This window comes from Actinoplanes sp. M2I2 (assembly GCF_023544445.1).
Taxonomy (GTDB): domain Bacteria; phylum Actinomycetota; class Actinomycetes; order Mycobacteriales; family Micromonosporaceae; genus Actinoplanes.
The window spans coordinates 89202-113915 of the sequence record NZ_JALPVJ010000008.1; the positions used below are offsets into that span (position 1 = coordinate 89202).

The following is a 24714-nucleotide window of genomic DNA, read 5'->3' on the forward strand; positions in this document are numbered from 1 at the left end:
TGGCTCACGGCCGGTCGCCGCAGCCGCCGGCCGTCCACGTGTCGTAGCGGGTGAGCCAGTCCAGGCAGAAGCCGCCCTTGAGCCGGCGCTGGGTGGGATCGGTGCCGGTCCGGGTGGGCACGTCCTCGCGCCAGAATCGCGGCTCGCCGTCGGTGGGCCGCAGCCGGACGTTGTCCACCGTCACGGGCGGCACGTCGATCAGCCCGGGCCTCTTCCCGTCGACGTGCACCTCCACATACTGCTCGACGGTCGAGGTGGGGCCGATCGGTAGGAGCTGGGTGGTGAGCAGATTCCACCGTTCGCCCCACCACAGCCAGGCACTCCACACGCCGTTCTTGCCCGCGTGCAGGTCGATCCAGATCTTGTCACCCGGGCGCAGCGTGTACTGCTCGTAGAACTGCCAGGTCTTCGTGTTGGTGTTGAAGGTGTAGACCTGCTGCTTGCCGGCCCCGGCCCAGCCCGTTTCGGCCCAGCCGGCCTCCAGCCAGGCGATGGTGCCCCGGCCCAGGTTGCGCTTGGCCATGAACCGGGCGGCCACGAAGTCGTACGAGCGGGTGCGGATCGCCCCGTCGACCACCGACATGCGGCCCGACACCCCGGCCCACTCCCCGCCGGTGTTGGCGCCCAGGTGGTGGTAGCCGCTCGGCGTGAAGCCGGCCTGGCCCGGCCGGGGCAGACGCACCCCGGACTCGCGGATGTGACCCGCGGCACGACAGGCCCCGGGAGTGGCCGGGCCGGCCGGCTGGGCCGGCGGCCGCTGCGACGCCCGGGCGGGTGGGCAGGCCGGCAGCGCCGTCCTGCTGCCGACCGCGGAAGAGGAGCTCTGAGCTGCAGAAACAGCCGGAGCCGGACCTGCCGGCGCGGCGACCAGGCCCGCCATCGCGCACCACAGCGCCACGTCACGGACCTTCACCAGCACCTCGCCTGCGCATCGGGATATCGTTAACTCAACGCGAATCGGACATCACGAGTGACGGTGATCGCCCGCGCGCGGAACTGTCGGACCCGTGCGCGAGACTGGATGTCATGGCGCCTCGTGGATTTCCCTATGAAGATCTGCAGAGCTTCCTCACCGCCCTCGAGGCGGCGGGTGAGCTGCGGCGGGTGACCGTCCCGGCCGACCCGACGCTGGAGATCAGCGAGGTGGTCACGCGCACCGTGCGGGCCGGCGGGCCGGCGCTGCTGTTCGAGCGGCCCACCCGCGGCTCGATGCCGTTGGCGATCAACCTGTTCGGCACCGAGAAACGCATGGCGATGGCGCTCGGCGTCGACAGTCTCGACGAGGTGGGCGACCGGATCGGGTCGATGATCAAGCCCGAGCTCCCGGTCGGCTGGTCCGGCATCCGCGAGGGCATCGGCAAGGTGCTGCAGCTCAAGTCGCTGCCGCCGCGCAAGGTCAAGACCGCGCCCTGCCAGGAGGTCGTGCTCAAGGGCGACGAGGTCGATCTCGGTCTGCTGCCCGGGCTGCAGATCTGGCCCGGCGACGGCGGCATCTACCACAACTTCGGGCTCACCCACACCAAGCACCCCGAGACCGGCAAACGCAACCTGGGCCTCTACCGCCTGCAGCAGCACTCCAAGAACACGCTCGGCATGCACTGGCAGATCCACAAGGACTCGACCGCCCACCACGCGGTGGCCGAGCGGCTCGGGCAGCGTCTGCCGGTCGCGATCGCGATCGGCTGCGACCCGGTGGTCAGCTACTCCGCCTCCGCCCCGCTGCCCTCCGACATCGACGAGTACCTGTTCGCGGGCTTCCTCCGGGGCGAGCGGGTCGAGATGGTCGACTGCCTCACCGTCCCGCTCCAGGTGCCGGCCCAGGCCCAGATCATCCTCGAGGGCTATCTCGAGCCCGGCGAGCGGTTGCCCGAGGGCCCGTTCGGCGACCACACCGGGTTCTACACCCCGGTCGAGCCGTTCCCGGTGCTCCACATCGAGTGCATGACCATGCGCAAAAAGCCGATCTACCACTCGATCATCACGTCGAAGCCGCCGCAGGAGGACCACGGCCTGGGCAAGGCCACCGAGCGCATCTTCCTGCCCCTGCTCAAGATGCTGATCCCCGACATCGTCGACTACGACCTGCCGTCGGCCGGCGTCTTCCACAACTGCGCGATCGTGTCGATCCGCAAGCGGTACCCCAAACACGCGCAAAAGATCATGAACGCGGTCTGGGGCGCCCACTCGCTGGCGATGACCAAGCTGGTCGTGATCGTCGACGAGGACTGCGACGTCCACGACTACAACGAGGTCGCCTTCCGCGCGTTCGGCAACGTCGACTACAGCCGCGACCTGCTGCTCACCGAGGGCCCGGTCGACCACCTCGACCACGCCTCCTACCAGCAGTTCTGGGGCGGCAAGGCGGGCATCGACGCCACCCGTAAGCTGCCTTCCGAGGGCTACTCACGAGGCTGGCCCGAGGAGATGGCGATGCCTGCCGAGGTGACCAGCCTGGTGGACAAGCGCTGGAAGGAGTACGGCATATGACGGCGGTCGCGGCGGTCCCGGAAAAGCCCGGCAAGGTCAAGGCGTTCCTGCGCCTGGTCGCGATCGAGCACTCGGTCTTCGCGCTCCCGTTCGCCTATCTGTCGGCCGCCGTCGCCCTCGACCGCCTCGGCACCGGCGTCCACTGGCTCGATCTGCTGCTGATCACCATCGCGATGGTGTCCGGTCGCACGTTCGCCATGGCGGCCAACCGCATCCTCGACCGCCGGATCGACGCCCTCAACCCCCGCACCAAGAACCGCGAACTGGTCACCGGCGCGGTCAGCCCGCGGACGGCGTGGACCGGCGCCGCCGTCTCGCTGGTGGTCATGGCCCTCGCCGCGGGACTGCTCAACTGGCTGTGCCTGCTGCTGTTCCCGCTCGCCGTGATCCCGCTGGTCGTCTATCCGTACGCCAAGAGGTTCACCAACTTCCCGCACTACGTGCTCGCGCTGGCCCAGGCGGTCGCCCCGGTCGGCGCCTGGCTCGGCATCACCGGCACCTTCGACGGCTCGGGCCCGGCCTGGCTGCTCGGCCTCGCGGTGGGCCTGTGGATCGGCGGCTTCGACATCATCTACGCCTGCCAGGACGTCGAGATCGACCGCCAGATCGGCGTGCACTCGACCCCCGCGCGCTTCGGCGTGCGCACGGCGCTGCACATCTCGACCGTCACCCACGTCGTGACGTTCGCGCTGTTCGTCTGGTTCGGCCAGGTCGTCGGCCTCGGCTGGCTCTGGTGGATCGGCCTGGCCCTGACCGCGGCCGCCTTCGCCTACCAGCACATCGTCGTCACGCCGACCGACCTGTCGAAGGTCAACCGGGCGTTCTTCACGGCCAACGGCTTCGTCGGCATCGCGCTGTTCCTCTTCGCCCTCCTCGACCTGCTCCTGCTGTAACCGTTCACCCGGCGCCCTCCGTCCAATACGCGTGAGCGACCACGAGGCCGAGTTCCGCGAGTTCGTCGGCGCGCAGATGGAGGCGCTGCGGGGGCTCGCCTACCTCACCTGCGGCGACTGGCAGGTGGCCGAGGACGCGGTGCTCGGCGCTCTGGCCCGCCTCTACGTGAAGTGGGGGCGGGTCGAGAACCCCCAGGCGTACGCGCGCACCGCCGTCGTGCGGGCCGCCATCGACGAGACGCGAAGACCGTGGTGGCGGCGTGAGCAGTCGCACGGCGACGCCCTGCCCGAGGTGGTGGCGCCCGACGAGATCCTGACCATCGACGACCGGGTGCAGCTGCGGCAGGCGTTGCTGCAGGTGCCGGTCAAGCACCGGGCGGTGCTGGTGCTGCGCTTTCTCGAAGGACTCAGCGTGCCGCAGACGGCGGCGGCGCTGCGCTGCCCCGAGGGCACGGTGAAGGCGTACACGTCCCGGGGCCTCGACGCCCTGCGACGGATCCTCGGCGCCGACCTGAGCATCGACGAGCGCGTGGAGGCCCGTCATGAAGCTGTCTGAACTGCTGCTGGCCGCCCGCGAAGAGGCGCCGGCCGCTCGGATCACCGTCGACGACGTCGTCGCGGCGGGCCGCCGACGCAAGCGGCGGCGAAACACGGGATGGGCGGTGGCGGCTCTGCTGGCGGTGATCGCCGCGATCGGTGTGCCGCAGCTCGTGGCCCGACCCTCGGTTCCGCCGGTCACCCCACCGAAGGCCGGACTTCTCGACCTGCGCTTTTCGGGTTATCGAAGCGGCGACCTTCGGGTCGGCGATCCGGAATGGGTGAGCATCGAAAACCAACTGGCGTCGATCGGCCGGGAGCTGTCGCCGGGCGTGTACCGGTCCGTCGGCCGGCTCGCCCTGTATCCCACCGGATCCGTCCCGCACACGTTCAGGATGGATGGCCCGAGGGAGTCCGGCGGGGCGATCAACGGTCGCGAGGCCTGGTTCATCGAGGTGCTCCCCCATGCGGTCAGCACGGCCGACAGCCTGCTCACCTGGCAGAACTCCGACAGTTCGACGGGCGTGCTGGCGTCGTACGAGAACCGTCTCAGCCGGACGGAGATGATGCGACTGGCCTCCGCCTTCCGCGTGTCCCCGCCGCGTCCGGCCCGCCTGCCGTTCGCCATCACCTGGGTGCCACCCACCATGCGACTGGCCGCGATCGACGTCAGCCGGCCGAGAGCCACGACGGCCGTTCTGCTGCCCGGCCCGGACCGCATCGGTTTCGAACTCGACCCGGCTTACGAGCAGCCGCAGTTCGTCAGTTCCTGGTCCCGACCGGTCTCGGACTCGATGCGGCTACCGGGCGATTTGTCATTTCCGCGAACCACGCCGGGAAATGCGCCGGTGCCAGGAGGCGGCATCGTGATCGGCGTGCAGCGGAGCTTCATGCCCGGGACCGGGCCGACGCCGAAGTGCGCGACTTGGGCTGGGCAGCGCAACGTTAGGCAATGCCAGGCGGCGCCCGACGCTACGAGCAACCTGGTGGCCCGGGCCGGGCATGACGTGCCGGAGGCCGACCTCCAGAGGGTGGCCGCGGCGGGCCGGATCGTCGGGGCTGTCGACAATCCCGGCACGTGGCCGACCACGCAGGAGTCCTTTCCCACTTCGGCCCAAGTGTCGCGGGACTAGCGGGCACACTTGAGGCATGCGTGAACCGTGGGTCGTGGGGGTTTCAGGTGCCTCGGGAACGCCCTACGCCCGGGCGGTGCTCTCAGCGCTGCTCGACGCGGGGGAGTCCGTGGACCTTGTCATCTCGAAGGCCGCGCGGCTGACGATCCTCGACGAGACCGGGGCGACCGTACGCGACGCGCACTGGAAGGACGACGTCGGCGCGTGGCTGGGGCGCGATCTCGGCGACCTGTCCTACTGGGCCGCCGGTAATCTGGCGGCCGGTCCGAGCAGCGGGTCCTACCCGGCCAAAGGCATGATCGTGGTGCCGGCCAGCACGGCCGCGTGCGCGGGCATCGCGATTGGGCTGTCCAAGGATCTGCTGCAGCGGGCGGCCGAGGTGAACCTCAAGGAACGGCGACGGACAGTGATCGTCCCTCGAGAGACTCCGGTGACGCGCAGTCACCTCGAGCACCTCATCGCGCTGCACGACGCCGGGGCGGTCGTTCTGCCTGCGAGCCCGGGCTTTTATGGCGCCGGGGCGCAGGCAACCGCACAACAACTCGTCGATTTCGTAGCGGGCAAGGCGCTGGACGCCCTCGGCGTACCCCACACGCTCTTGACCCGGTGGAAGGGTGAATTGAACGCTCAGCGCAACCCGTTGGGCGGTCCGTAACCCATGCCCGGATTGCTCGGGCCTGCGTTACGGGGTCGATTGGCGGCATCGTCCTCCCGCATTTCCTCGACCACGCCATCGCCTTCGAGCAGCGCGCGGACCTCGGATTCACGGAATCGGCGGTGGCCGCCGGGAGTACGAATGCTGCCGATGCGCCCTGCGGCGGCCCAACGGGTCACCGTTTTCGGGTCGACGCGGAACAGCGCGGCCACCTCGCCTGGTGTGAGCAGACGATCTCCAGTGTCCACAGCCCCCTCCTCGCGTCGGTCTTTTGGAGCGGCCGTGATCACGGTGAGTGTCGGCGTGCTCGATCGGGACGTAAAGCCATTAGAGCATTGCCCCGGAACCGAGTCCCTGGAATGCGGAAAAAGCCCTAATTGCGACAGTGATCGTTATCCTGCCGCCGTTTGCGCTGCTACCGGACGTGTGTGACGATCTGCCACCCGTTTAGGGTCTTCACCATGGACTCCATCGACCTCCGGCTGATCGAGCTGCTACGGGAGAACGCCCGCTCGTCGTACGCCGAACTGGCCCGCAAGGTCGGGCTCTCCGCGCCGGCCGTGCACGAACGGGTCGGCAAGCTCGAGGCGGCCGGAACGATCCGCGGCTACCGGGCCGAGGTCGACTACGAGGCGCTGGGCCTGGGCGTCGCCGCGCTGATCGGGATCATCGAGGACTCCGGGGCCGACACCGACGACGTGCTGGCCGCGCTGCGGGCCATGCCCGAGGTGGAAAGCTGCTATTTCATGGCCGGGGTGGAGTCCTATCAGCTCACCGTACGGGTCGGCACCATCGCCGAGCTCGAGCAGCTCATCGTGCGGATCAACCGCACGCCCGGCGTGGCGTCGACGCGGACGGCGATCGCGCTCTCCACCAAGTGGGAGAACAGACCGCAGCCCCACCTCGGCTGACCCCGCGCCCTCGACCCGTTGCCCGCCCGCCGGCCCGCACCGCTCGCGCTTCGGCTACGCGGCCTTCGCCGGAGCGGCCCTTCACCCCGCCGCTTCAGTTACGCGGCCTTCGCCGGAGCGGCCGCCCACCGCGCCGCCTCGGTTACGCGGCCTTCGCCGGAGCGGCCGCCCACCGCGCCGCCTCGGTTACGCGGCCTTCGTCGGAGCGGCCGCCCACCGCGCCGCCTCGGTTACGCGGCCTTCGTCGGAGCGGCCGCTTACCCCGCCGCGGCCTCTCAGGCGGCCCCTACGGCGTCAGGAGGCTCGCTTGCGGTGCGGGTCACCGGCCCGGTCGGCCAGGCCCGGATAGTCCACGACGAAGCCGTCCTCGTCGATGGTCAGATCGGCGCTGAACGTCTCGTTCGCGAACCGCACCCGGCCCTCGCCCAGGGCGGTGTAGATCTGGTCGGCCTGCACGACCTCGAGACTGGGCAGCAGCACCCAGGCCACGCTGAGCCGGTGCGCGACACCGACGCCGTCGGCCGCGGGCCGGTGCAGATCGAGCCGGCGGATGGGCAGCGTGTTGGTGAGCGGCGAGCCGGTCAGATCGACGTCGAACGCGCCGTACAGCAGATCGGGATCCTCGAGGCCGGGCAGCCCCGCGCCGGCGTGCCCGGCGGCCGACAGCACCGCGTCGAGGTTGCCCTGCTCGGCGGTGGTGGCCCGCCAGGTGCCGGCGGCCAGCTCGAGGCGGAGGGTGCGGGCCCAGCCGGCGCCCTCGGTGGCCACGTCGAAGTGCGCCGTGACCCAGCCGGGATCCGTACGGAGCTCGTAGCGGCAGCTGTACGGGATGGGATCGACGGCGAGCGCCGTGCCCCGGGCGTACAACCCGTTGGAGGCGTCGAGCACGGTGTGCTCGGATCCGGCCGTGTCCTTGCGTTGCCAGAACAGGGAAGCGGGCAGCAGCGACATGTCTTCTGTGTACCCGGCCGAGCCGCCCGGGAAAAGCCGGACGCCCGGCACGTCGCGTGCCGGGCGTCTCGGATGGTGCTTTTTCGGTTCGTTTTCAGCTCGCTCGAAAGCCGCGAGCCTCAATAACCGCGCAATTCAGAACTCGATCGGTAGCCCGAGTGCTGGAACTGCCTGCGGCTCGCTCAGTAGCTGCGGGCCGGGCGGGGCGTGCCGAAACGGTCCGCGGGGCCCTCGCGGCGGTCGTTGCGCTGGTTGCTGTCGCGCCGGAAGCCACCGGTGCGCTCGCCGTTGCGGCCGAAGCCACGGTCGCCACGCGGACGGTCACCGCCGCTGAAGCCTCCGCGGTCGCCACCGGCAGTGCCGCGGTCGCCACCGCTGTAGCTACCCCGGTCGCCGCCGGAGGTGCTGCTGTAGCCGCCCCGGTCGCCGCCGGAGGTGCTGCGGTCGCCGCCGCGGTCGCCGCCGCTGTAGCCGCCGGAGGTGCCGCGGTCGCCGCCGGAGCGCTCGCCGCCGAAGCTGCTCCGCTCGGGGCGGTCGCCGTACGAACGCTGGGGACGGTCGCCGCGGGGGCGGTCGCCGAACGATCCACGCTCGCCGGCCGGCCGGTCACCGTAGGAACGTTGCGGACGGTCACCGGCGGGCCGGTCGTCGTACGAACGTTGCGGACGGTCACCATACGAACGCTGCGGACGGTCACCACGGGGGCGGTCGCCGAACGAGCCGCGCGGGCGGTCGCCGAAGCGGCCACGCGGACGGTCGCCACGCTCACGGCGGGGCTCCGGCTCCTCGATCACGGGCACGCCGCTGGGCTCGCGGGCCCCGGTGATCGCGATCAGCTTCTCGTCGCCCAGACGCACGCGGGTCTCGTCCGGTGCGACGCCGGCCTTGCTCATCATCGCCTGGGTGCTGCGACGCTGCTTGGGCAGGACCAGCGTGACCACGGCGCCGGACTCGCCGGCCCGGGCGGTGCGACCCGCGCGGTGCAGGTAGTCCTTCGGGTCCTTCGGCGGGTCCACGTGCATGACCATCGAGATGCCGTCGACGTGGATGCCGCGGGCGGCCACGTCCGTCGCCACGAGGACGTTGTTGCGGCCCTCCTTGAACTCGGCGAGCGTACGCGTACGTACCCGCTGGGTCTTGCCGCCGTGCAGCCCGCCGGCGCGGACGCCGACCTGCCGCAGCTGCTCGACCAGCCGGTCGACGCCCATCTGGGTGCGGGCGAAGACGATCGTCTTGCCCTCCCGGTTGGCGATCGACGCCGCGATCGGGAACTTGTCGTGCGGCGGGATCAGCAGCAGGTGGTGATCCATGGTGGACACGCTGGCCTCGGCCGGGGCGGTCGAGTGCGTGACCGGGTCGTGCATGAAGCGCTTGACCAGCGTGTCGACGTCACCGTCGAGCGTGGCCGAGAACAGCAGACGCTGCGCGTGCTCGGGAGTCTTGGCCAGCAGCTCGGTGACCTCGGGCAGGAAGCCCATGTCGGCCATCTGGTCGGCCTCGTCGAGCACCGTGATCTCGATGTCGTCGAGCTTGCAGGCGCCCCGCTCGATCAGGTCGCCGAGGCGGCCCGGGGTGGCGACCATGACCTCGACGCCGCGGCGCAGCGCGTCCATCTGACGGTCGTAGGGAACCCCGCCGACGGCGGTCTTGAGGAAGACGCCGACCGAACGGCCCAGCGGCATCAGCGCGTCGGCGACCTGCATCGCCAGCTCGCGCGTGGGCACCAGGATCAGGGCCTTGGGGTGGTGAGGCCGGGCCCGGCCACCCTGGGCGACCCGGGCCAGCAGCGGCAGGCCGAACGCCAGCGTCTTGCCGGAGCCGGTCTGACCGCGACCGAGAACGTCCCGGCCGGCCAGCGCGTCGGGCATGGTGGCGGCCTGGATCTCGAACGGGGTGGTGATGCCCTCACGGCTGAGGACGCGCACGAGCTCGGCCGGAACGCCCAGCTCGGCGAAGGTCGGGAGCACTACCGCCGGCTCCTCGATGATCTCGATCGGCTCGTCGGCGGCCTCGGCCGGCTCGTCGGCGATCGCGTCCGCGACGGGAGTCGTGTCGACCGGCGCCACGACGACCACACTCTCGGTGGTCTCGGGGGTGGCCTGCTCGGTGGCGGCCGGGGACTCGACGGCTGCGGTCTCCGCAGACGCGGTCTCGGCGGCCGGGGTCTCCACGGAGGTGGTCTCAGTGGACTCGATGGCGCCGGACTCGGTGGAACGGGTCTCGAAGACGGAAGGGAACGTGCTGGGATCAACGAAAGTGGTCAAGAGAACCTCTCTACGGGGGCGCATGCTCGCGAATGGCCCGCCGTGGCTGCTAGGAGCCGACCGCTGAAATGCCCGCAAGAACGCCCGTGGCGCGCCAGGGGGGCACGCCGATCTATAACTGTCATAAGTGTACGGCTCAACGTTTGACACGCCGACCGCATTCCGTGCTGGTAGTGGGCAGGCTCACCCCGGCCCGTCAACTCGAGCCCGGCACGCACGATGCGCAGTAAACCCAGCACACAAAACCAAGCAAGCTTAGGGTCATGGGCGGCGTTACGCCAAATCCACCCGCCGGTCCGTCCGGCCGCCGGGTCAGGAGAAGACGCCTCCGAGCCAGTCGCTGAACGAGCTGCCGGCGGTCAGCAGGAAGACGACGCTCACCGTCACCAGCAGGCCCAACACCACCAGCATGGCCACCGCGACCTTGACGTTTCCGCGCCGGCGATCGGTGATCTCGTCGCGCCAGCCCTGGGCCAGGATGTGTCCGGTCAACGACCCGGAATTCTCCACCGGGTTGATCGAGACGGGCATCGTTGTGTCGATCGTCTCGTATCCACCGGTGCCGTAGACGGTGCCGGCGTCGGGGCGCTGTGGCTGAACGGCGATCGTGGGCTCCGGGTCGAAGCCCGGCGGGTAGGCCGGCACGTCGGTCCGCCGGGAGGCGGCGGTCGGCACCACCTGCGTGGGCTCGGCCGGTGCCGAAGCGCCGAACGGCTGAGGGTAAGTCGCTCCGAACGGCGACTGGTTCCGGTGCGGCTCACCGACCCCGAACGGGGCGTCGGCGGATGTCGATCGCGCCGAACCGGTCGGCTCGGGCCGATCCAAGGAACTCGCCGGACGGGCCGAACCCATCGGTCCGGGCCGCCCCGAAGTTGCCGGCGGCACCGTGTACGCCGGCAGGCCACTGCCCGCCGACGAGATCATCGGCGGTGGCGGAACGATCGGTTGCGGCGGACCGGGCACCGGGCTCGGACCGGGCGACGGCGGCACGGGGCTCGGCGAGGGACCCGGCGGCACCGGAGACGGGCCGGGACCGGGCGGCGCCGGCGACGGTCCCGGACCGGGCGGCACGGGCGACGGACCTGGACCGGGCGGAACGGGACCGGGCGGCGTGGGGCTCGGCTGCGGGGTGGGCTGCGGGGTCGGCGAAGGGCCGGGGAACGGACCCGGGGCAGGCGCCGGGAACGGGCCGGGTGGCGTCGGCGACGGGAACGGCTCGGGCTGGATCGGCTCCGGGCGGCCGGGCGCGGGGGGTTCCGGCTTGGTGGGCTCGGGGCGTGACGGCGGCGGCGAGGGCACCGGGGTGGGTCGCTCCGGCTGGGGCTCGCCCGGCTGCGGCCCACCGGGCTCCGGGTCACCGGGCCGCGGGTCGCCCGGTTGAGGCTCGTTCGGCTGGGGGCCGTTCGGCTGGGGGTCGCCCGGCTGGGGCTCGGAAGGCTCGACGGCCCTGGCGGGCGGCGGCGTGACCTTGGCCCGCGCCACCACCGACCGGCTTCCCTGGCCCGCGTCAGGCGATGCGAACGCCGAAGCGTCCGACTTCGACCCGGCTGCGGAGGTCTCGGTGGGAGCGGAAGCAACCGGGGGCGCCGAGGCCACGATCGGCGCGGCAGGGGTCGCGGAGACCGGCGCTGAGGCGACCACGGTCGGGGTGACGACCTTGGCGCCCGCGCTCTCGGCCTCTGCTGAGCTGCCGGTGCTCTTGCCGTAGACCTTGGACTCGCCGGTGCTCCAGCCGGCCGCGCGCGCTGCGCCGGCCGACTCGGGGCTGATGGAACCGGGCACGCTGGCGCGGGCGGCACCGGACCCCAGGGCCGTCGGCAGTCGCCGGCTGGAGCCGTCGATCCGCTCGGGCACGAACTCGGGGTCGCCCGGACTGACCGGCCGTGCCGAGCCGACGGCCTTGCTGCCGCCGTCGGAGCTCGCCGAGGTCAAGCCGCCGGTGACCGAACTCTCCCGTGCGGAGCTGCCGAACGCCGAGTGGCCGGAAGCCGAGCCGTTGGAGCCGGAGCCGCCGGAGGCCGAGCCGTTGGAGCCGGAGCCGCCGGAGGCCGAGCCGTTGGAGCCCAAGCCGCCGGGAGCTGAGCCGTTGGAGGCCGAGCCGCCGGAGGCAGAGCTGTCGGCGGCCGAGCCGTTGGAAGCTGAGCCGTTGAGCGCTGAGCTGTCGGTGGCCGAACCGTTGGAAGCTGAGCCGTTGAGCGCTGAGCTGTCGGCGGCCGAGCCGTTGGAGGCCGACCCGGTGGAGACCGAGCTGCCCGAGGCCGGACGCTCGGAAGCGGGACCGTCGGAGGCGTCCGAGGCGGGAGCCGCGGAAACCTGGGCGGTCGCTCGGACGGAGCCGCTGCCGGAGCTTTCGCCCGGCTGCTTGCCGCTGCCCCACAGAGCTCCCGCCGCCGGCGGGGGTGGGGGAGCGTACCCGTCCTGGTCGTCGACCACCGGCGTCCGCGCAGCCGGCGGCCTCACACCGTCGCTGTCCGGTTTCGCCTGCCGCTCGTCCATGGGTCCTCCCGACCGCCACGTGCCGACGGGGTTCGGTCGTCGGGCGCTCCACATAACCGTGCCATATCCGTGCGCGTCAGCACACCCGGCATCAACCGGACCGTGTCCCGGACTGTTCACCGGCCACCGGAAAGGCGACATTCAAGCACGTCGTGGCGCTGAGCGGCTGGGCCTTGGCAGACCGAAGCGGACACATCGCCCCTGACGCTGTCACGACCCCGAAGAGGGCTTTGCGGTCGAACTCGCGGACGACTCGGTCGCTTTCGCCGAACTCGACTCGGTGGCCTTGGCCGAGCTCGTGGCCTTGGAGGAGCTGGTCGCCTTCGACGTGCTGGTGGCCTTGGACGTGCTGGTGGCCTTCGAGGTGCTGGTGGCCTTCGAGGTGCCGCTCGGAGTCGAGGCGGCCGAGGACGATCCGGAGTTGGACTGCCCGCCGCTCGGACTCGAGCCGCCACCCGACGGGCTGGTCGTACCCGAGCTGGACCCGCCGCCCGAGCTGGACCCGCCTGTGGGGCTGGAGCCGCCGCCGGAGCTGGAGCCGCCGGTGGGGCTGGACCCGCCGCTCGTCGGGGGCGCCGTGGTCGCCGGCGGGGTGGTCGGAGGCGGGTTGGTCGTCGGCTCAGTGGTGGGCGGCGTCGTCGGGTTGGACGACGGCGGATCCGAGTCGGGCGGCGTCGACGGGCTGCTGGGCGGCGTCGACGGGCTGCTCGGGGGCGTCGACGGGTTGCTGGGCGGCGTGGAGCTGCCCGGAGGCGTCGACGGGTTGGTCGGCGGCTTGGAGGTGCCCGGAGGCGTCGACGGGCTGCCCGGCGGCCTGGTGCTGCCCGGCGGCGTGATCGGCGTCGTCGGGCGGGTGATCGGCGCCGGGTTGTCGGGCGTGGTCGGCGGCTCGGAGTCGGGGGCGCCGAGCACGGGACCGGGCACGACACCCTCGATCGAGCCGAACACGCGGGTGGCCTGGAAAAGACGTGACCAGCGGACCGGAACGAGCCGCACGTTGAGACCGGTGCGCGGGGCCTCGACCATCATGCCGTCGCCGGCGTACATGGCGACGTGGTGAATGCCGCGCCAGCTGTTCGAGTGGCTGAAGAAGAGCAGGTCGCCGGGGAGCAGCGAATACCGCGACACGACCTTGTTGCGGGTCTGCCAGTACTGGTCGCGGGAGACGCGGTTGAGCTGGAAGCCCACCGACTTGTAGGCCGCCCACATAAGACCCGAGCAGTCGTACTCGTCGGGACCCTCCTCGGACCAGACATACGGGTCGCCGCGCTGGGCGAGGGCGAACTGGAGAGCTCCGATCGCGCGCGCGTCGGCGCCGCGTCCCACCTCGGGCCCGCCCAGGAAGCCCGCCCCGAGTGCGCTGTCGACGCCGGCCTGGGTCGCCTCGGCGGCGGCCAGCTCGGGGGCGTGCGTCACCTCGAGGCGCTGCTGCGCGGCCTGCTTCTGGGTCAGCTGGGACTGCAGGGTCTTGTAGGTGGCCGCGAACGTGGTGTGCCGCTCGGTGCTGAGCGCCTGCTCGTCGAGCGCGAGCTGCGCCGTGATCTGGGCCAGCTCGATCTGGCGGGCGATGGCCTGCGCGGTGCCGTCGCCGCGCTGCAGACGGGCCAGGTCGCCGAGGCCCCCGAGGCCGGCGACGCTGCCGGGCGGCATCGCGGCGGCGTCGATCACGGCCTGCGCGGCGGCGTCGGCCGCGGCCGACTGGGCCTGCTGGAGGTTGGCCGAGGCGGCCTCGTACTTCAGCCGGGCGGCCTCCGCCTGATTCTTCGCGAGCTCGCGTTCCTGCTCGGCCTGGATCAGCTTGTCGCCGAGGGCGGTGATGTCGTTGCGGCCCTTTTCGATCTGCTGCAGCGCCGGGTTGGTGGCGGCGCCGGGCAGCGCGATCGGGCTCGCGGAGGCGGCCTTCTGGCCGGGCAGAGTCAGGGAGCCGAGCGCCATCGGGCGGGAGCCGACGTCGGGCACGGCGAGGTTGAACGTGTCCTGCGGGGCGGCGGCCGGGTCGGCCAGCGCGGGCACCGGCTGGAACAGGGCGGCGATGGTGGCGGCCACGGCGGAAAACGCAACGGGGCGCCACCATGGGCGTGCGTTGCGTGATCGCCGGACACCAAGTCGTGCTGTCGCCATCTGCTCCCCGTCCCGTCGCGGCGTGGGGGCGCCGCGTGTCGTTCCCCTAAAGACTTACATCACGGCTCGCATGCCTGTCGATTGATCGGAGATGAAAGAAGGCTGGGAATCCGACGAACGGCACGTCACGGGAGCCGAGCGGCCACCGGGGACGGATGGTTGTCGGAGGGCGGACGTACTCTCGACGGCAGTTGTCGAGAGGGGCGCACCACATGGATGCCGGACGCAAACGTGAGCTGGAAGCCAAGGTCTACGCCGGTGAGCGGCTGACCCGGGCCGACGGTGAGGCGCTGTACGCGAGCGACGACCTGGCGTGGCTCGGCCGGCTGGCCCACCATCGGCGCACCCGGCTCCACGGCGATCGGGTGACGTTCCCCGCCGAGCCGCCGGCCGGCGGTGACGCCCCCGGGGGAGCGGCCACGATGACGTACGGCCCGCACGACGAGCCCGGCCGGCGTATCGACCAGGTGCTCCGGTTCCGTGACGTTCAGGACGAGACGGGCGGTTTCACGTCGTTCGTCCCGCTGCGCGATCAGGCCGACCCCGAGGACCGGGCCACCGTGGTCGCGCCGGCCGAGTCGCTCAAGGTGTTCGCCGTGTCCCGCCTGCTGCTCGACAACGTGCCCCACGTGACCTGCTCCTGGGACGCCCACACTCTGTCGATCGCCCAGCTCGCTCTGAACTTCGGGGCCGACGACCTGGACGGTTCCGCCACCGCGCCCGGCCGGGACGAACTCCTCGAGCTCATCTGGGACGCGGGTTTCCAGCCGGTCGAGCGCGACGCCGGCCACCAGGTGGTGCGCGAGCACGACCGGGCGCCGTCGCTGGCCGGGCGCCGCAGCGAGCCGCAGAACGTGTGGGCCTGAGCCGGGCGCGTACCCTCAGGTTTGTCATGACGGACACCAAGAGCGCGCGCCGGCCGCGCCGTGACCCCAGTGGACGCCTGGCGACCATCGGTGACCTTGTCGGCACCGCGCTGGGCGGGCTGGTGATCGGCGCTGTCCTGCTGCTGATCCTCGAGGCGATCCTGTCGCTGACCCGGGTGTCGGAGTTCGGCGCCACCAGCGGCTGGCTCGCGATCATCCTGCCGGTGTGGCTGTTCGTCGAGGAGTTCCGGGCCGAGGGCTACGGCGCCTCCCGCGTGGTGGTCGCGATGCTGGCCACCGGGTTCGGCGTCGCTGTCGGCATGACGATCGCCGGCTTTGCCGCGAGCCAGTTCCCCACGCTGGTCAGCGGGCTGGCCGGGGCAGCGAGCTTCACTGTGGTCTATTGCCTGATCTGGTTCTACGGCCTTCGGTGGCTGAGCCACCGCGTGGGCTGACGAGAGGGAGACATGAGCCCCGCCATCAAGTACACGCTCGGTCGCGTCGGCCTGTTCGTGGTGGTCCTCGCGCTGCTCTCACCCCTCCCGCTGAACATCCTCGTGTCGGGGATGATCGCGATCGTGGTGTCCGCCGTCGCGTCGTTCTTCCTGCTGGCCAAGTGGCGCAACCAGATGAACGAGCAGCTCGTCGGCGTCGCGGGCCGGCGCTCGGCCGAGAAGCAGCGGCTGCGGGCCGCGCTGGCCGGCGACGAGGAGGCCGCGGCCGAGGGCGACCGCGCCACGGAGAAGACCCCCGAACCGCCCCGTTGATCCCGGTCCGCGTGGGATAGCGTCGTCAGGGACCGCGTTCAGCGAAGCCGGTGGGAAACCGGCGCTGTCCCGCAACTGTGTGGTCCACCCGGTCGGGGTGGGCCGAGCCAGGTCGCCTGGACGCCGGTCGCGAAGAAGCGCTCCCGGGGAGGGGCGCCCCGCGGACAGACCACCCCCGAGGCCCTGTCGGCGAAGCACCCGGCCGACGCCCGTCGGCGAACCACCCGGCCGACCGGAGGACCTTATGAAACGCCTTCTCACTGCCGCGCTCGCGGCGTCCACCCTGCTGCTCGCCGGCGCCTGCGGTAGCAACGACGACACCACCGAGCCCTCGGGCGGTACACCGTCGAGCGCCGGAGCCGCGGCCTACCCGGTGACCGTCGGCGACCTCACGCTGGACAAGCGGCCCGAAAAAATCGTCTCGCTGAGCGCGACCGCCACCGAGATGCTGTTCGCCGTCGGAGCCGGGCCGCAGGTGACGGCGGTCGACGACCAGTCGGACTTCCCGGCCGACGCGCCCAAGACCGACCTCTCCGGCCTCAAGCCGAACGCCGAGGCGATCGCGGCCAAGGACCCCGATCTCGTGGTCATCTCGAACGACATCGACAAGATCGTCGCGCAGCTCGACCAGCTGAAGATCCCGGTGTTCCTGGTCGAGGCGGCCACCGACCTCGACGGCACGTACCAGCAGATCGGCGAGCTCGGCACGCTCACCGGGCACCAGGCCGAGGCGAACGCGGTGAGCACCCGGATGAAGGCCGACATCGACAAGATCGTCAAGGACGTCCCGGCTCGCGACAAGCCGCTCAGCTACTACTACGAGCTCGACCCGACGCTCTACACGGTCACGTCCAAGACGTTCGTGGGCTCGATCTTCTCGCTCTTCGGCATGACCAATGTGGCCGACCCGGCCGACGCGGACGGGGCCCGGGGCGGCTATCCCCAGCTCTCCCCGGAGGCGCTGGTCAAGGCCAACCCGGACACGATCTTCCTGGCCGACACGAACTGCTGCGCGCAGTCGGCCCAGACCGTCACGGCTCGCAAGGGCTGGGGCACGGTCACCGCGGTTAAGACCAAGCAGATCTACCCGCTCGACGACGACATCGCCTCCCGCTGGGGCCCGCGCACGGTGGATCTCGTGAAGGCCGTGGCCGACGCGGTGGCCAAGGTCCCGGCATGATCGACCGCGCCGGGCCCCGGCGTGAGGCCGGGGCATGCCCGGCCGGCTCGGCGTGAGACCGGCCGGCCTCCGGGCCGGCTGGCTGGCCGGTGGCGTCGTCGCGGTGCTGGTGGCGCTGATCGCGGGGCTGGCCTTCGGCTCGGTCCCGCTGCCACCGGGCGGTGTCGCTCTCGAACTGCTCAATCTCGTGCCCGGCGTGCGGCTGCACAGCGGGCTGACGCCACGTGAGGTGGCGATCCTCACCGAGCTGCGGCTGCCCCGGGTGGTGCTCGGGCTGCTCGTCGGCGGGCTGCTCGCGTTGGCCGGGGCCGCCTATCAGGGGGTCTTCCGCAATCCCCTGGCCGACCCGCACCTGCTCGGGGTCGCGGCCGGCGCGGGCCTCGGCGTGACCGCCGTGATCTCGCTGCGGGCCGGCGCCACCGGCGACGCCACCGCGAACCTTCCGGTGGGCGTGCCGCTGGCCGCCTTCGTCGGCGCCCTCGGCGCGGTGGCCCTGACCTGGCTGCTCGGTGCGGCCGGGGGGCGTGACCGGTCACCTGCGACGCTCATCCTGGCCGGGGTCGCGGTCTCGTCGTTCCTCGCGGCTGGGCAGACCTATCTCATGCAGCAGCACGTCGAGACGCTGCGCGAGATCTATTCGTGGCTGCTGGGGCGGCTGGCCACCGCGGGCTGGCACGACGTGCTCATCGTGCTGCCGTACGCCGTGGTGACCGCCGTCATCGTGCTGGCTCAGCGGCGGGAACTGGACGTGCTCACTGTCGGTGACGAGGAGGCGACCGGTCTCGGGCTGCACCCGCAGCGCAGCCGCTACCTGCTGATCATCGCCGCTTCGCTGGGGACGGCGGCGGCGGTGTCGGTGTCCGGGCTGATCGGGTTCGTCGGGATCATCATCCCGCACACGATGCGGCTGCTGGCCGGCCCGAGCTACCGCTCGATCCTGCCCCTGTCGGTGCTCTTCGGCGGCGCCTTCCTGGCCCTGGCCGACCTCCTCGCCCGGACGGCCGGGGGTCAGGCCGAGATCCCGATCGGCGTGGTCACCGCGTTCTTCGGCGCGCCGTTCTTCATCGTGGTGCTGCGCCGCAGCCGGGGAGCGTCGTGAGCGACCGCGCCATCCGGGTCCGAGACCTGCGCGTACGCCTCGACGGGACCTTGATCGTCGACGGTGCCGGGCTGGACGCGGCCCGCGGCGAATGGGTCACGGTGATCGGGCCCAACGGCGCGGGCAAGTCCACCGCCCTGCGCGCGATCGGCGGACTGCTGCCGTACACCGGCACGGTCGAGCTCAACGGCACCCCCGTCGAGCGGCTGCACCGCCGGGAGCGGGCCAAGACAGTCGCGACGGTGAGCCAGTCGCCGGCCGTGCCGCCGGGCATGCGCGTGTTCGACTACGCGCTCCTCGGGCGTACCCCCTACATCCCCCCGCTCGGTCGCGAGTCCGCCGCCGACCTGGCCGCTGTCGAGGATGTGCTGGATTCGCTCGACGTCACCCGCTTCGCCGCGCGGCGGCTCGAGACCTTGTCGGGCGGTGAGCGGCAGCGCGTCTTCCTGGCCCGCGCGCTCGCTCAGGGCGCCGGCATCCTGCTGCTCGACGAGCCGACCAGCGCGCTCGACATCGGCCACCAGCAGGAGGTGCTCGAGCTGATCGACCGGCTGCGGGCCGAGCGGTCGCTGACCGTCCTGATGACGATGCACGACCTGACCACCGCCGGCGAGTACGCCGACCGCCTGGTGCTGCTGGCCGAGGGCGCGGTGGTCGCGGCCGGCCCGGCGCGCGAGGTGCTGACCGAGGAGAACCTGGCCAGGCACTACCGGGTGCGTGTGCGTGTCATCGAGGGCGAACACGGGCCGCTGGTCGTGCCGGTGCGTGGCTGAGTCTGCGCGGCTGAGTCTGTGTGGCTGAGTCTGCGCGGAGGCCATCAGCGTGCCCCGGCGAGCACCGAGAAGAGGCCGCCCTGGGGGTCGGCGAGAACGGCGTACCGGCCGATCGGCAGGGTCGTCGGCGGCTGCACCACGCCACCACCGAGCGCCCGCGCGTGCTCGGCCGCGATGTCGCAGTCGTGGACCGCGAAATACACCATCCAATGCGGACTGACGTCGTCCGGCCAGCTGCCGGGCGCCATCGGCTGGAGCCCGCAGACCGGAGTCTCGTGCACCTTGGCCACCACGTACGGGACGCCGGACATCGAGCTGTTGCGGAACTGCCAGCCGAACACCGCGTGGTAGAACGCCATCGAGCCGTCCAGGTCGCGGGTGTTGAGCTCGTTCCAGGTGAGCGCGCCGGGCACGTCGAAGACCTCGGCGCCGCGCATCGTGCCGGGCTGCCACACGCTGAACGGCGCGCCGCCGGGGTCGAGGAAGGCGGCCATCCGGCCCTGATCCTCCACGTCGAACGGCGGGACCAGCACCTTGCCGCCGTTCGCGGCCACCCGGGCGGCGATGTCGTCGGCGTCGTCGGTGCCGATGTAGGTGCTCCAGGCGGTCGGCTGGCCGACGCCGTAGAGGGGACCGGCGCCCGCTGCCGGAAGGCCGTTCAGCCCGAAGGTCACGTATTGTCCCCCGACCTCCGCCGACCAGCCGAACAGCGCGGTGTAGAACCGTCCCGCGTCGGCGAGGTCGGCGGTGCCGAGATCGACCCAGGCGGGGGATCCGGGCGTCGATGGGGTCATGGCCGCATCGTCGCACCGCGCACCTTTGGACAGGCTTAAGTGTCGTTGTTCTAGCTGAACCGCCGACCCTCATCGCGTCGATAGGCCCATACAGCCACCCCACCGAGGGTGGCGGTCCAGCCGACGAGGGCGGCGATGGAACGGAAATCGTAGGGGAAATCGCCCACGGCTGCCCACATCAGCCGAGCAGCACCACCGGTGGGCAGATAGGGCGCCAGATCCTCCACGATGCCGGGCGCCATGCCGGGGCCGGTCATCAGCCCGCCCAGGAAGGCCAGCGGGAAGAACAGCACCTGGGCCACCACGACCGCCGCCTTCTGCGGCATGGAGTAGCCGATCGCCAGTCCCATCAGGATGAACGGGATGGAGATGACCGCGGTCGTCAGGGCGGTGACGAGGAACTGCATCGAGGTCACCGTGGCCTCGGTCAGGAAGGCCGCGATCAGCACGACCGGTACGAGCGAGATCGCCATCAGGCACAACCCGGCGAGCACCCGGCCGGCGAAACGGGGCAGGGCGCCGGCCGGGAGAGTGCGGACGTACGGGTCCCAGGGTTGCGACCGGTCCTCCGCGACCCCCACGCCGTACTGGAAGAGGTTGGTCGACATCACCGAAAAGGTGATCATCGAGGCGGTGGCGGTGGTGGCGTACTCGGCGTTGCTGCCGACGAACGGCACGACGAAGGCCAGCATCGCCGCGGACGGGAAGAACGCGCTGCCGAACAGGGCGATCGGGATGCGAAAGGTCTCGAGGAGCTGGAACCGTGCGTGGGTCAGCGCGAGCGACGACATGGGGGTGCTCTCCTCAGGTGTTCGCGGGTTCGTGGGTGAGGGCCAGGAACGCCTCTTCGAGCGAGGTCGGGCGCACCTCCAGATCCGTGAAGGCGACGTCGTGCGCCACCAGGTCGCGCACCAGGCGGTCGGCGTCGGCGGTCAGCAGGTGCAGCCGGTCGCCGTCGCGCTCGACCCCGGAGACGCCGGCCAGGTCGGGCAGGGGCTCGCCGACGGTGAGGCTGACCCGGCGGGTGGCGACCAGGCCGCGGACGGCCGTGACGGTGTCGTCGGCGATGACGCGACCTCCCCCGATCACCACCACCCGCCGGGCCAGCGCCTCGATCTCCTCCAGGTAGTGGCTGGTCAGCACGACCGTGCCGCCCTCGGCCTGGAAGGAGCGGATGCCGTCCCAGAGCAGCCGCCGGGCCTGCACGTCGAGACCGGTGGTGGGCTCGTCCAGGAAGACGATCCGTGGCCGGCCGACGAACGCGAGCGCGACCGCCACCCGGCGCTTCTCACCGCCGGACAGGCCGCCGGTCTGCCGGCGTACGAGATCGGTCAGCCCGAAGCGGTCGAGCAGCTCGGCCCTGGGCAGCGGCTTGTCGTAGTGGGCGGAGACGAAGTCGACGACCTCGCCGACGCGGAGCGAGGCCGGCAGCCCGGTCTCCTGTGGAGTGACGCCGAGGGCACGCCGGTTGGCCGGTTGCAGCGGGTCGCCGCCGCACAGCTCGACCCGGCCGGAGGTCGGCCGCCGGATGCCGATGAGCAGGTTGACCAGCGTGCTCTTGCCGGCGCCGTTGGGGCCGAGCAGGCCGACCAGCTCACCGGCCCCGACCTCGAAGTTGATCCGGTCGAGTGCGAGCTTGTCGCCGTAGCGGCGGGTCACGTCGATGGCCCGGGCCAAGGTCACTGCCCCTCCTGAGGCTTGAGCAACGCGCGCAGCGCCGCGGTGTAGTCGTCGAAGGCGAGCCGGCCGCGGCGGGTGAGGCGGACCAGGGTGGTGGGCGTGCGCCCGTGGTGGGTCTTGGTGACCTCGACGTACTTGGCGTCCTCGAGCTTGCGCAGGTGGACCGACAGGTTGCCGGCAGTCATGTTGAGCGACTGCTGCAGCTGGGGAAAGGCGAGGCGGTCGTCGTCGCGCAGCACCGAGAGGGCCGACACGACGCGGAGCCGGGCCTGGGCGTGGATCACCGGGTCGAGCTCGGTGACCAGCGGGTCGGATTCGCTCATCGCAGCTTGAGCCAGCCGATCAGACCGGCCGCGATCATGCCGCCGCCCCCGGCCACCGCGACGATCAGCGAGTGCCAGCCGGGGCCGATCAGGATGCCCACGATGTTGATCAGGCTGGTCCAGGCGCCGAGGACGAACAGGTCGCGATCGTTCCACACCGCGCCGCCGGCCATGTGCAGCACGCCGGTCAGCGCGACCATGCCACCGGCCCACAACAGGCCGGCCCGATCCTCCGACAGGATGTCGCTGAACTGCGCGAAGAGGATCGAGAAGCCGGTGAACGCGACCGACCAGCTCACGCCGTACATCACGCCCTGACGGGTGCTGGGCCCGGAGATCCGGCTGCCGGCCCGGCCGCCGGCGATGCCGGTGAGGATGCCGGCCGCGATCATGAGCAGCGGGAGGACGGCCAGCGGCAGCCACGCGGGCATGTCGACGTAGACCCGGCCGTCGGGGCCGAACCGCAGGAACAGAAAGGTGAAGCCGACGAGCCAGGCGATGCCCCAGGGCCAGAACATCACGCGGGGGTCGGGCGCGAGGTCGCGGCCGAGCTTGGCCCGCTCGCGCTCGATCAGGGCGAGCGACTCGGCCGGGTCGAGCGGAGGGGCGTCGTCATCGATCGGGGTCATGCAAAGAACTTTACCGCACAAAGTCAAAGAGGTTTGTGCCATAAAGCTGGCTCAGCCCAGGGGGCCGGGCAGCGGCTTGGCGTGCACGACCGAGAGCCGCGAGACCGCGCGGGTCAGCACCACGTACAGCCGGTTGAGACCCTTGGGCTCGGCGGCGACGATGTCGGCCGGCTCGTGGACGACCACATGGTCGTACTCGAGGCCCTTGACCAGAGTGGCCGGCACCACCGTGACGCGCGCCCCGGCCTCGACGTCGTCGGCGGCCGCGTTTTCGAGGCCCGCCGCCGTGAGGTGCCCACGCAGCCGCTCGACCGCCGCGTCGGCCGCGATCAGCGCGACCGAGCCCTCGTGGGCCAGGGCTGCCGTCACCTCGGTCATCGTCTGCGCGTCCAGATCGGACGGATCGGCCACCGGCACCACCGCCAGCTCGCCGTCGCGACGCAGCGAGACCGCCTCCGGCACGTCGACCCCCAGCGCCGGCAGCAGGCGGTTGGCCAGGGTCAACACCGAGGCGGGGACGCGGAACCCGATCGTCAGGGGCACGACTGCGGCTTCCGGCTTGCCCAGATGCCCGAGCGTCTCGCGCCACTCGGTGGCGGCCCACGGCGCCGTGCCCTGGGCCAGGTCGCCGAGCACCGTGATGGATCCGTGCTCGCTGCGCCGGGCGATCGCGCGCGCCTGCATGGGCGAGAGGTCCTGTGCCTCGTCGACGACGACGTGCCCGAAGCTCGCCGTACGCTCCAGCAGGCCCGCGGCCTCGTCGACCAGCAGCAGGTCGGCCGCGCTGAACTTCGCCGACTTGACCGTCCGGGGCGGCCGGGCCCAGCGGATCGCGTCTCTCTCCTCATCGGACAGCAGGCCTGCGGGCGGATCGGTGAGCACCTCGGCCACCAGGGCCTCCGGGGTCACCGCGGGCCACGACGACTCGAGGAACGCGGTCACCGGGGCCACCTTGCTCATCTTGCGCAGCCAGCCCTCACCCGGTGAGTTGCCGGTGCGGTATTCCGACTGGCGCTGCAGCAGGCCGACCACGCGCGCCCGCACCCGCTCGCGGCCCACCGCGTAGGGCAGACCCTCGCGTCGCGCCTCGTCGACGATCCGGCGCAGCGGTTCCGCGTCGATGCGCCATCGGTACGAACCGTCCGACACCATGATCGGCTCGGTCGGCCGGGCCAGCCGGCGCCAGAGGGCCTCGCGCAGAACCTCGGCCATCCGCGCGTCGTGCTTGATCAGGGCGGCTTCCGGGGTGTCGGTCGCGCGCGCCGGCGCCCGGCCGGCCAGCTCCTCCACGGTCGCCTGCTGCACCTCGACCTCGCCCAGCGCAGGCAGGACAGCCGAGATGTAGGAGAGGAAGGCCGTGTTGGGACCGACGATCAGCACCCCGGAGCGCCGCAGCCGTTCGCGGTGCAGATAGAGGAGGTACGCGGCGCGGTGCAGCCCGACGGCGGTCTTGCCGGTGCCCGGGGCGCCCTGCACACAGATCGAGTCCCCGATGTCGGCGCGGACGAGCTCGTCCTGCTCGGGCTGGATCGTCGCCACGATGTCGCGCATCGGGCCGACCCTCGGGCGTTCGATCTCGGCGGTCAGGATGCGGCTGCTGGTGCCCAGCTCCTCGCCCCGGTCGAGGTGCTCGTCCTCGAAGCTGGTCAGGTCGCCCTTGACGAAGCCGAACCGGCGGCGGGTGGCGACGCCCTGCGGGTCGCGCACGCTGGCCCGGTAGAAGGAGCGGGAGAGCGGGGCGCGCCAGTCGAGCACCATCGGCTCGCCGGTGTCGTCGGTGACGTGCCGGCGACCCACGTGGTAGGCGGACTCGTCGATGTCGAGGCGACCGAAGAAGAGCGGGGTGGCCGGGTCGTCGGCGAGCTCCTTGACGCGACGGGCCATGTGCCGGCCGAGCTGCTCGGCGGTGTAGGCGTCACCGGCGACTCTGTCGCCGGTGGAGAAGAGCGCCTCGGCACGGCCTCGCATGCGGGCCAGCGCGGCCCGCGACGCGGCGAGGTGGCGCCGTTCGGAGGTGAGTTCGGTGTCCAGATCGAAGGCGGGCACGGTGCATCCTCAGGCAGGGTGTTCCTGGCTGCTCGCGTATCCGAGGGCGTATCCGTCGTCGCCCTGCGGCGCGGGGGACGTCCGCTGCGGTGCATGTTCACCACGGCCG

Annotated in this window: 24 protein-coding genes and 1 riboswitch; of the genes, 12 read left to right on the forward strand and 12 right to left on the reverse strand. The window is 71.6% G+C overall.

Annotated elements, in window-relative coordinates; genetic code table 11:
- Nucleotides 1–4: 4 nt before the first annotated feature.
- Complete coding sequence (locus HJC40_RS17445) at nt 5–913, reverse strand: hypothetical protein (protein WP_250002171.1); 909 nt, start codon at nt 911–913, stop codon at nt 5–7.
- Nucleotides 914–1026: 113 nt separating this feature from the next.
- On the opposite strand from HJC40_RS17445, the gene HJC40_RS17450 reads away from it, so the two are divergent.
- The 5 genes from HJC40_RS17450 (at nt 1027) to HJC40_RS17470 (ending at nt 5705) form a co-directional block, all read left to right on the forward strand.
- Nucleotides 1027–2487, forward strand: coding sequence for a menaquinone biosynthesis decarboxylase (locus HJC40_RS17450; RefSeq protein ID WP_250002172.1), 1461 nt, complete (start codon nt 1027–1029; stop codon nt 2485–2487).
- A complete protein-coding gene (mqnP, locus tag HJC40_RS17455) occupies nt 2484–3380 on the forward strand; it encodes a menaquinone biosynthesis prenyltransferase MqnP (protein WP_250002173.1) in 897 nt (298 codons plus the stop codon). The genes HJC40_RS17450 and mqnP overlap by 4 nt, the downstream gene beginning before the upstream one ends.
- Nucleotides 3381–3411: 31 nt before the next feature.
- Nucleotides 3412–3936, forward strand: a complete 525-nt coding sequence (locus HJC40_RS17460) for a SigE family RNA polymerase sigma factor (RefSeq protein WP_250002174.1) — start codon at nt 3412–3414, stop codon at nt 3934–3936.
- Nucleotides 3937–4042: 106 nt separating this feature from the next.
- Entirely contained in the window at nt 4043–5050 is a 1008-nt protein-coding gene (locus HJC40_RS17465) for a hypothetical protein (protein ID WP_250002175.1), read from the forward strand.
- Nucleotides 5051–5066: 16 nt separating this feature from the next.
- Entirely contained in the window at nt 5067–5705 is a 639-nt protein-coding gene (locus tag HJC40_RS17470; RefSeq protein WP_250002176.1) for a UbiX family flavin prenyltransferase, read from the forward strand.
- Here the strand turns inward: HJC40_RS17470 and HJC40_RS17475 are convergent.
- Nucleotides 5678–5953: a BldC family transcriptional regulator gene (locus tag HJC40_RS17475; protein WP_026206443.1), complete on the reverse strand. Its 276-nt coding sequence runs from the start codon at nt 5951–5953 to the stop codon at nt 5678–5680. The genes HJC40_RS17470 and HJC40_RS17475 overlap by 28 nt on opposite strands.
- 213 nt (nt 5954–6166) lie before the next feature.
- On the opposite strand from HJC40_RS17475, the gene HJC40_RS17480 reads away from it, so the two are divergent.
- A complete protein-coding gene (locus HJC40_RS17480; protein WP_250002177.1) occupies nt 6167–6616 on the forward strand; it encodes an Lrp/AsnC family transcriptional regulator in 450 nt (149 codons plus the stop codon).
- 294 nt (nt 6617–6910) lie between these two features.
- Here the strand turns inward: HJC40_RS17480 and HJC40_RS17485 are convergent, their stop codons facing one another.
- The 4 genes from HJC40_RS17485 to HJC40_RS17500 all read right to left on the reverse strand — a co-directional run bounded on the left by HJC40_RS17485 (nt 6911) and on the right by HJC40_RS17500 (nt 14373).
- Nucleotides 6911–7567, reverse strand: a complete 657-nt coding sequence (locus tag HJC40_RS17485) for a putative glycolipid-binding domain-containing protein (RefSeq protein ID WP_250002178.1) — start codon at nt 7565–7567, stop codon at nt 6911–6913.
- Between the two features lie 182 nt (nt 7568–7749).
- Nucleotides 7750–9561, reverse strand: coding sequence for a DEAD/DEAH box helicase (locus HJC40_RS17490; protein WP_250002486.1), 1812 nt, complete (start codon nt 9559–9561; stop codon nt 7750–7752).
- A gap of 582 nt (nt 9562–10143) precedes the next feature.
- Nucleotides 10144–12327, reverse strand: coding sequence for a hypothetical protein (locus HJC40_RS17495; RefSeq protein ID WP_250002513.1), 2184 nt, complete (start codon nt 12325–12327; stop codon nt 10144–10146).
- 210 nt (nt 12328–12537) lie between these two features.
- Nucleotides 12538–14373 (reverse strand): C40 family peptidase, encoded by a 1836-nt coding sequence (locus HJC40_RS17500; protein WP_250002179.1) that lies wholly within the window; start codon nt 14371–14373, stop codon nt 12538–12540.
- 287 nt (nt 14374–14660) lie between these two features.
- Between HJC40_RS17500 and HJC40_RS17505 the strand changes: the two genes are divergently transcribed.
- From HJC40_RS17505 to HJC40_RS17530, 6 genes are all read left to right on the forward strand, one after another.
- On the forward strand, nt 14661–15314 hold the full coding sequence (locus HJC40_RS17505) for a hypothetical protein (protein ID WP_250002180.1): 654 nt from the start codon (nt 14661–14663) through the stop codon (nt 15312–15314).
- A 26-nt stretch (nt 15315–15340) separates the two neighbouring features.
- A complete protein-coding gene (locus HJC40_RS17510) occupies nt 15341–15769 on the forward strand; it encodes a hypothetical protein (protein ID WP_250002181.1) in 429 nt (142 codons plus the stop codon).
- A 12-nt stretch (nt 15770–15781) separates the two neighbouring features.
- Complete coding sequence (locus HJC40_RS17515; protein WP_250002182.1) at nt 15782–16081, forward strand: DUF4229 domain-containing protein; 300 nt, start codon at nt 15782–15784, stop codon at nt 16079–16081.
- A 46-nt stretch (nt 16082–16127) separates the two neighbouring features.
- Nucleotides 16128–16193, forward strand: a riboswitch (cobalamin riboswitch).
- A 132-nt stretch (nt 16194–16325) separates the two neighbouring features.
- A complete protein-coding gene (locus HJC40_RS17520) occupies nt 16326–17261 on the forward strand; it encodes an ABC transporter substrate-binding protein (protein WP_250002183.1) in 936 nt (311 codons plus the stop codon).
- A 34-nt stretch (nt 17262–17295) separates the two neighbouring features.
- Nucleotides 17296–18360 carry an iron ABC transporter permease gene (locus HJC40_RS17525; RefSeq protein ID WP_250002184.1) on the forward strand — a complete coding sequence of 355 codons (1065 nt, stop codon included), beginning with the start codon at nt 17296–17298 and terminating at the stop codon, nt 18358–18360.
- Nucleotides 18357–19133, forward strand: a complete 777-nt coding sequence (locus tag HJC40_RS17530; protein ID WP_250002185.1) for an ABC transporter ATP-binding protein — start codon at nt 18357–18359, stop codon at nt 19131–19133. The genes HJC40_RS17525 and HJC40_RS17530 overlap by 4 nt, the downstream gene beginning before the upstream one ends.
- A gap of 44 nt (nt 19134–19177) precedes the next feature.
- Here HJC40_RS17530 and HJC40_RS17535 read toward each other — a convergent pair whose 3' ends face one another.
- The 6 genes from HJC40_RS17535 to HJC40_RS17560 are packed head-to-tail and all read right to left on the reverse strand — an operon-like array spanning nt 19178 to nt 24605.
- Complete coding sequence (locus HJC40_RS17535) at nt 19178–19927, reverse strand: VOC family protein (RefSeq protein ID WP_250002186.1); 750 nt, start codon at nt 19925–19927, stop codon at nt 19178–19180.
- 50 nt (nt 19928–19977) lie between these two features.
- Nucleotides 19978–20718 carry an ABC transporter permease gene (locus HJC40_RS17540; protein ID WP_250002187.1) on the reverse strand — a complete coding sequence of 247 codons (741 nt, stop codon included), beginning with the start codon at nt 20716–20718 and terminating at the stop codon, nt 19978–19980.
- Nucleotides 20719–20731: 13 nt separating this feature from the next.
- Entirely contained in the window at nt 20732–21610 is an 879-nt protein-coding gene (locus HJC40_RS17545; RefSeq protein WP_250002188.1) for an ABC transporter ATP-binding protein, read from the reverse strand.
- Nucleotides 21607–21930, reverse strand: a complete 324-nt coding sequence (locus HJC40_RS17550) for a transcriptional regulator (protein WP_250002189.1) — start codon at nt 21928–21930, stop codon at nt 21607–21609. Before HJC40_RS17550 ends, HJC40_RS17545 begins: the two co-directional genes overlap by 4 nt.
- Complete coding sequence (locus HJC40_RS17555; protein ID WP_250002190.1) at nt 21927–22559, reverse strand: transporter; 633 nt, start codon at nt 22557–22559, stop codon at nt 21927–21929. Before HJC40_RS17555 ends, HJC40_RS17550 begins: the two co-directional genes overlap by 4 nt.
- Before the next feature lie 51 nt (nt 22560–22610).
- Complete coding sequence (locus HJC40_RS17560; protein ID WP_250002191.1) at nt 22611–24605, reverse strand: AAA family ATPase; 1995 nt, start codon at nt 24603–24605, stop codon at nt 22611–22613.
- Nucleotides 24606–24714: the final 109 nt, after the last annotated feature.

Excerpts from the sequence above, each read along its gene's own strand:
- HJC40_RS17450 (WP_250002172.1), top strand. The coding sequence starts at position 1,027 with ATGGCGCCTCGTGGATTTCCCTATGAAGATCTGCAGAGCTTCCTCACC.
- mqnP (WP_250002173.1), top strand. The coding sequence starts at position 2,484 with ATGACGGCGGTCGCGGCGGTCCCGGAAAAGCCCGGCAAGGTCAAGGCG.
- HJC40_RS17470 (WP_250002176.1), top strand. The coding sequence starts at position 5,067 with ATGCGTGAACCGTGGGTCGTGGGGGTTTCAGGTGCCTCGGGAACGCCC.
- HJC40_RS17480 (WP_250002177.1), top strand. The coding sequence starts at position 6,167 with ATGGACTCCATCGACCTCCGGCTGATCGAGCTGCTACGGGAGAACGCC.
- HJC40_RS17485 (WP_250002178.1), bottom strand. The coding sequence starts at position 7,567 with ATGTCGCTGCTGCCCGCTTCCCTGTTCTGGCAACGCAAGGACACGGCC.
- HJC40_RS17495 (WP_250002513.1), bottom strand. The coding sequence starts at position 12,327 with ATGGACGAGCGGCAGGCGAAACCGGACAGCGACGGTGTGAGGCCGCCG.
- HJC40_RS17505 (WP_250002180.1), top strand. The coding sequence starts at position 14,661 with ATGGATGCCGGACGCAAACGTGAGCTGGAAGCCAAGGTCTACGCCGGT.
- HJC40_RS17510 (WP_250002181.1), top strand. The coding sequence starts at position 15,341 with ATGACGGACACCAAGAGCGCGCGCCGGCCGCGCCGTGACCCCAGTGGA.
- HJC40_RS17515 (WP_250002182.1), top strand. The coding sequence starts at position 15,782 with ATGAGCCCCGCCATCAAGTACACGCTCGGTCGCGTCGGCCTGTTCGTG.
- HJC40_RS17520 (WP_250002183.1), top strand. The coding sequence starts at position 16,326 with ATGAAACGCCTTCTCACTGCCGCGCTCGCGGCGTCCACCCTGCTGCTC.
- HJC40_RS17525 (WP_250002184.1), top strand. The coding sequence starts at position 17,296 with ATGCCCGGCCGGCTCGGCGTGAGACCGGCCGGCCTCCGGGCCGGCTGG.
- HJC40_RS17535 (WP_250002186.1), bottom strand. The coding sequence starts at position 19,927 with ATGACCCCATCGACGCCCGGATCCCCCGCCTGGGTCGATCTCGGCACC.
- HJC40_RS17540 (WP_250002187.1), bottom strand. The coding sequence starts at position 20,718 with ATGTCGTCGCTCGCGCTGACCCACGCACGGTTCCAGCTCCTCGAGACC.
- HJC40_RS17550 (WP_250002189.1), bottom strand. The coding sequence starts at position 21,930 with ATGAGCGAATCCGACCCGCTGGTCACCGAGCTCGACCCGGTGATCCAC.
- HJC40_RS17555 (WP_250002190.1), bottom strand. The coding sequence starts at position 22,559 with ATGACCCCGATCGATGACGACGCCCCTCCGCTCGACCCGGCCGAGTCG.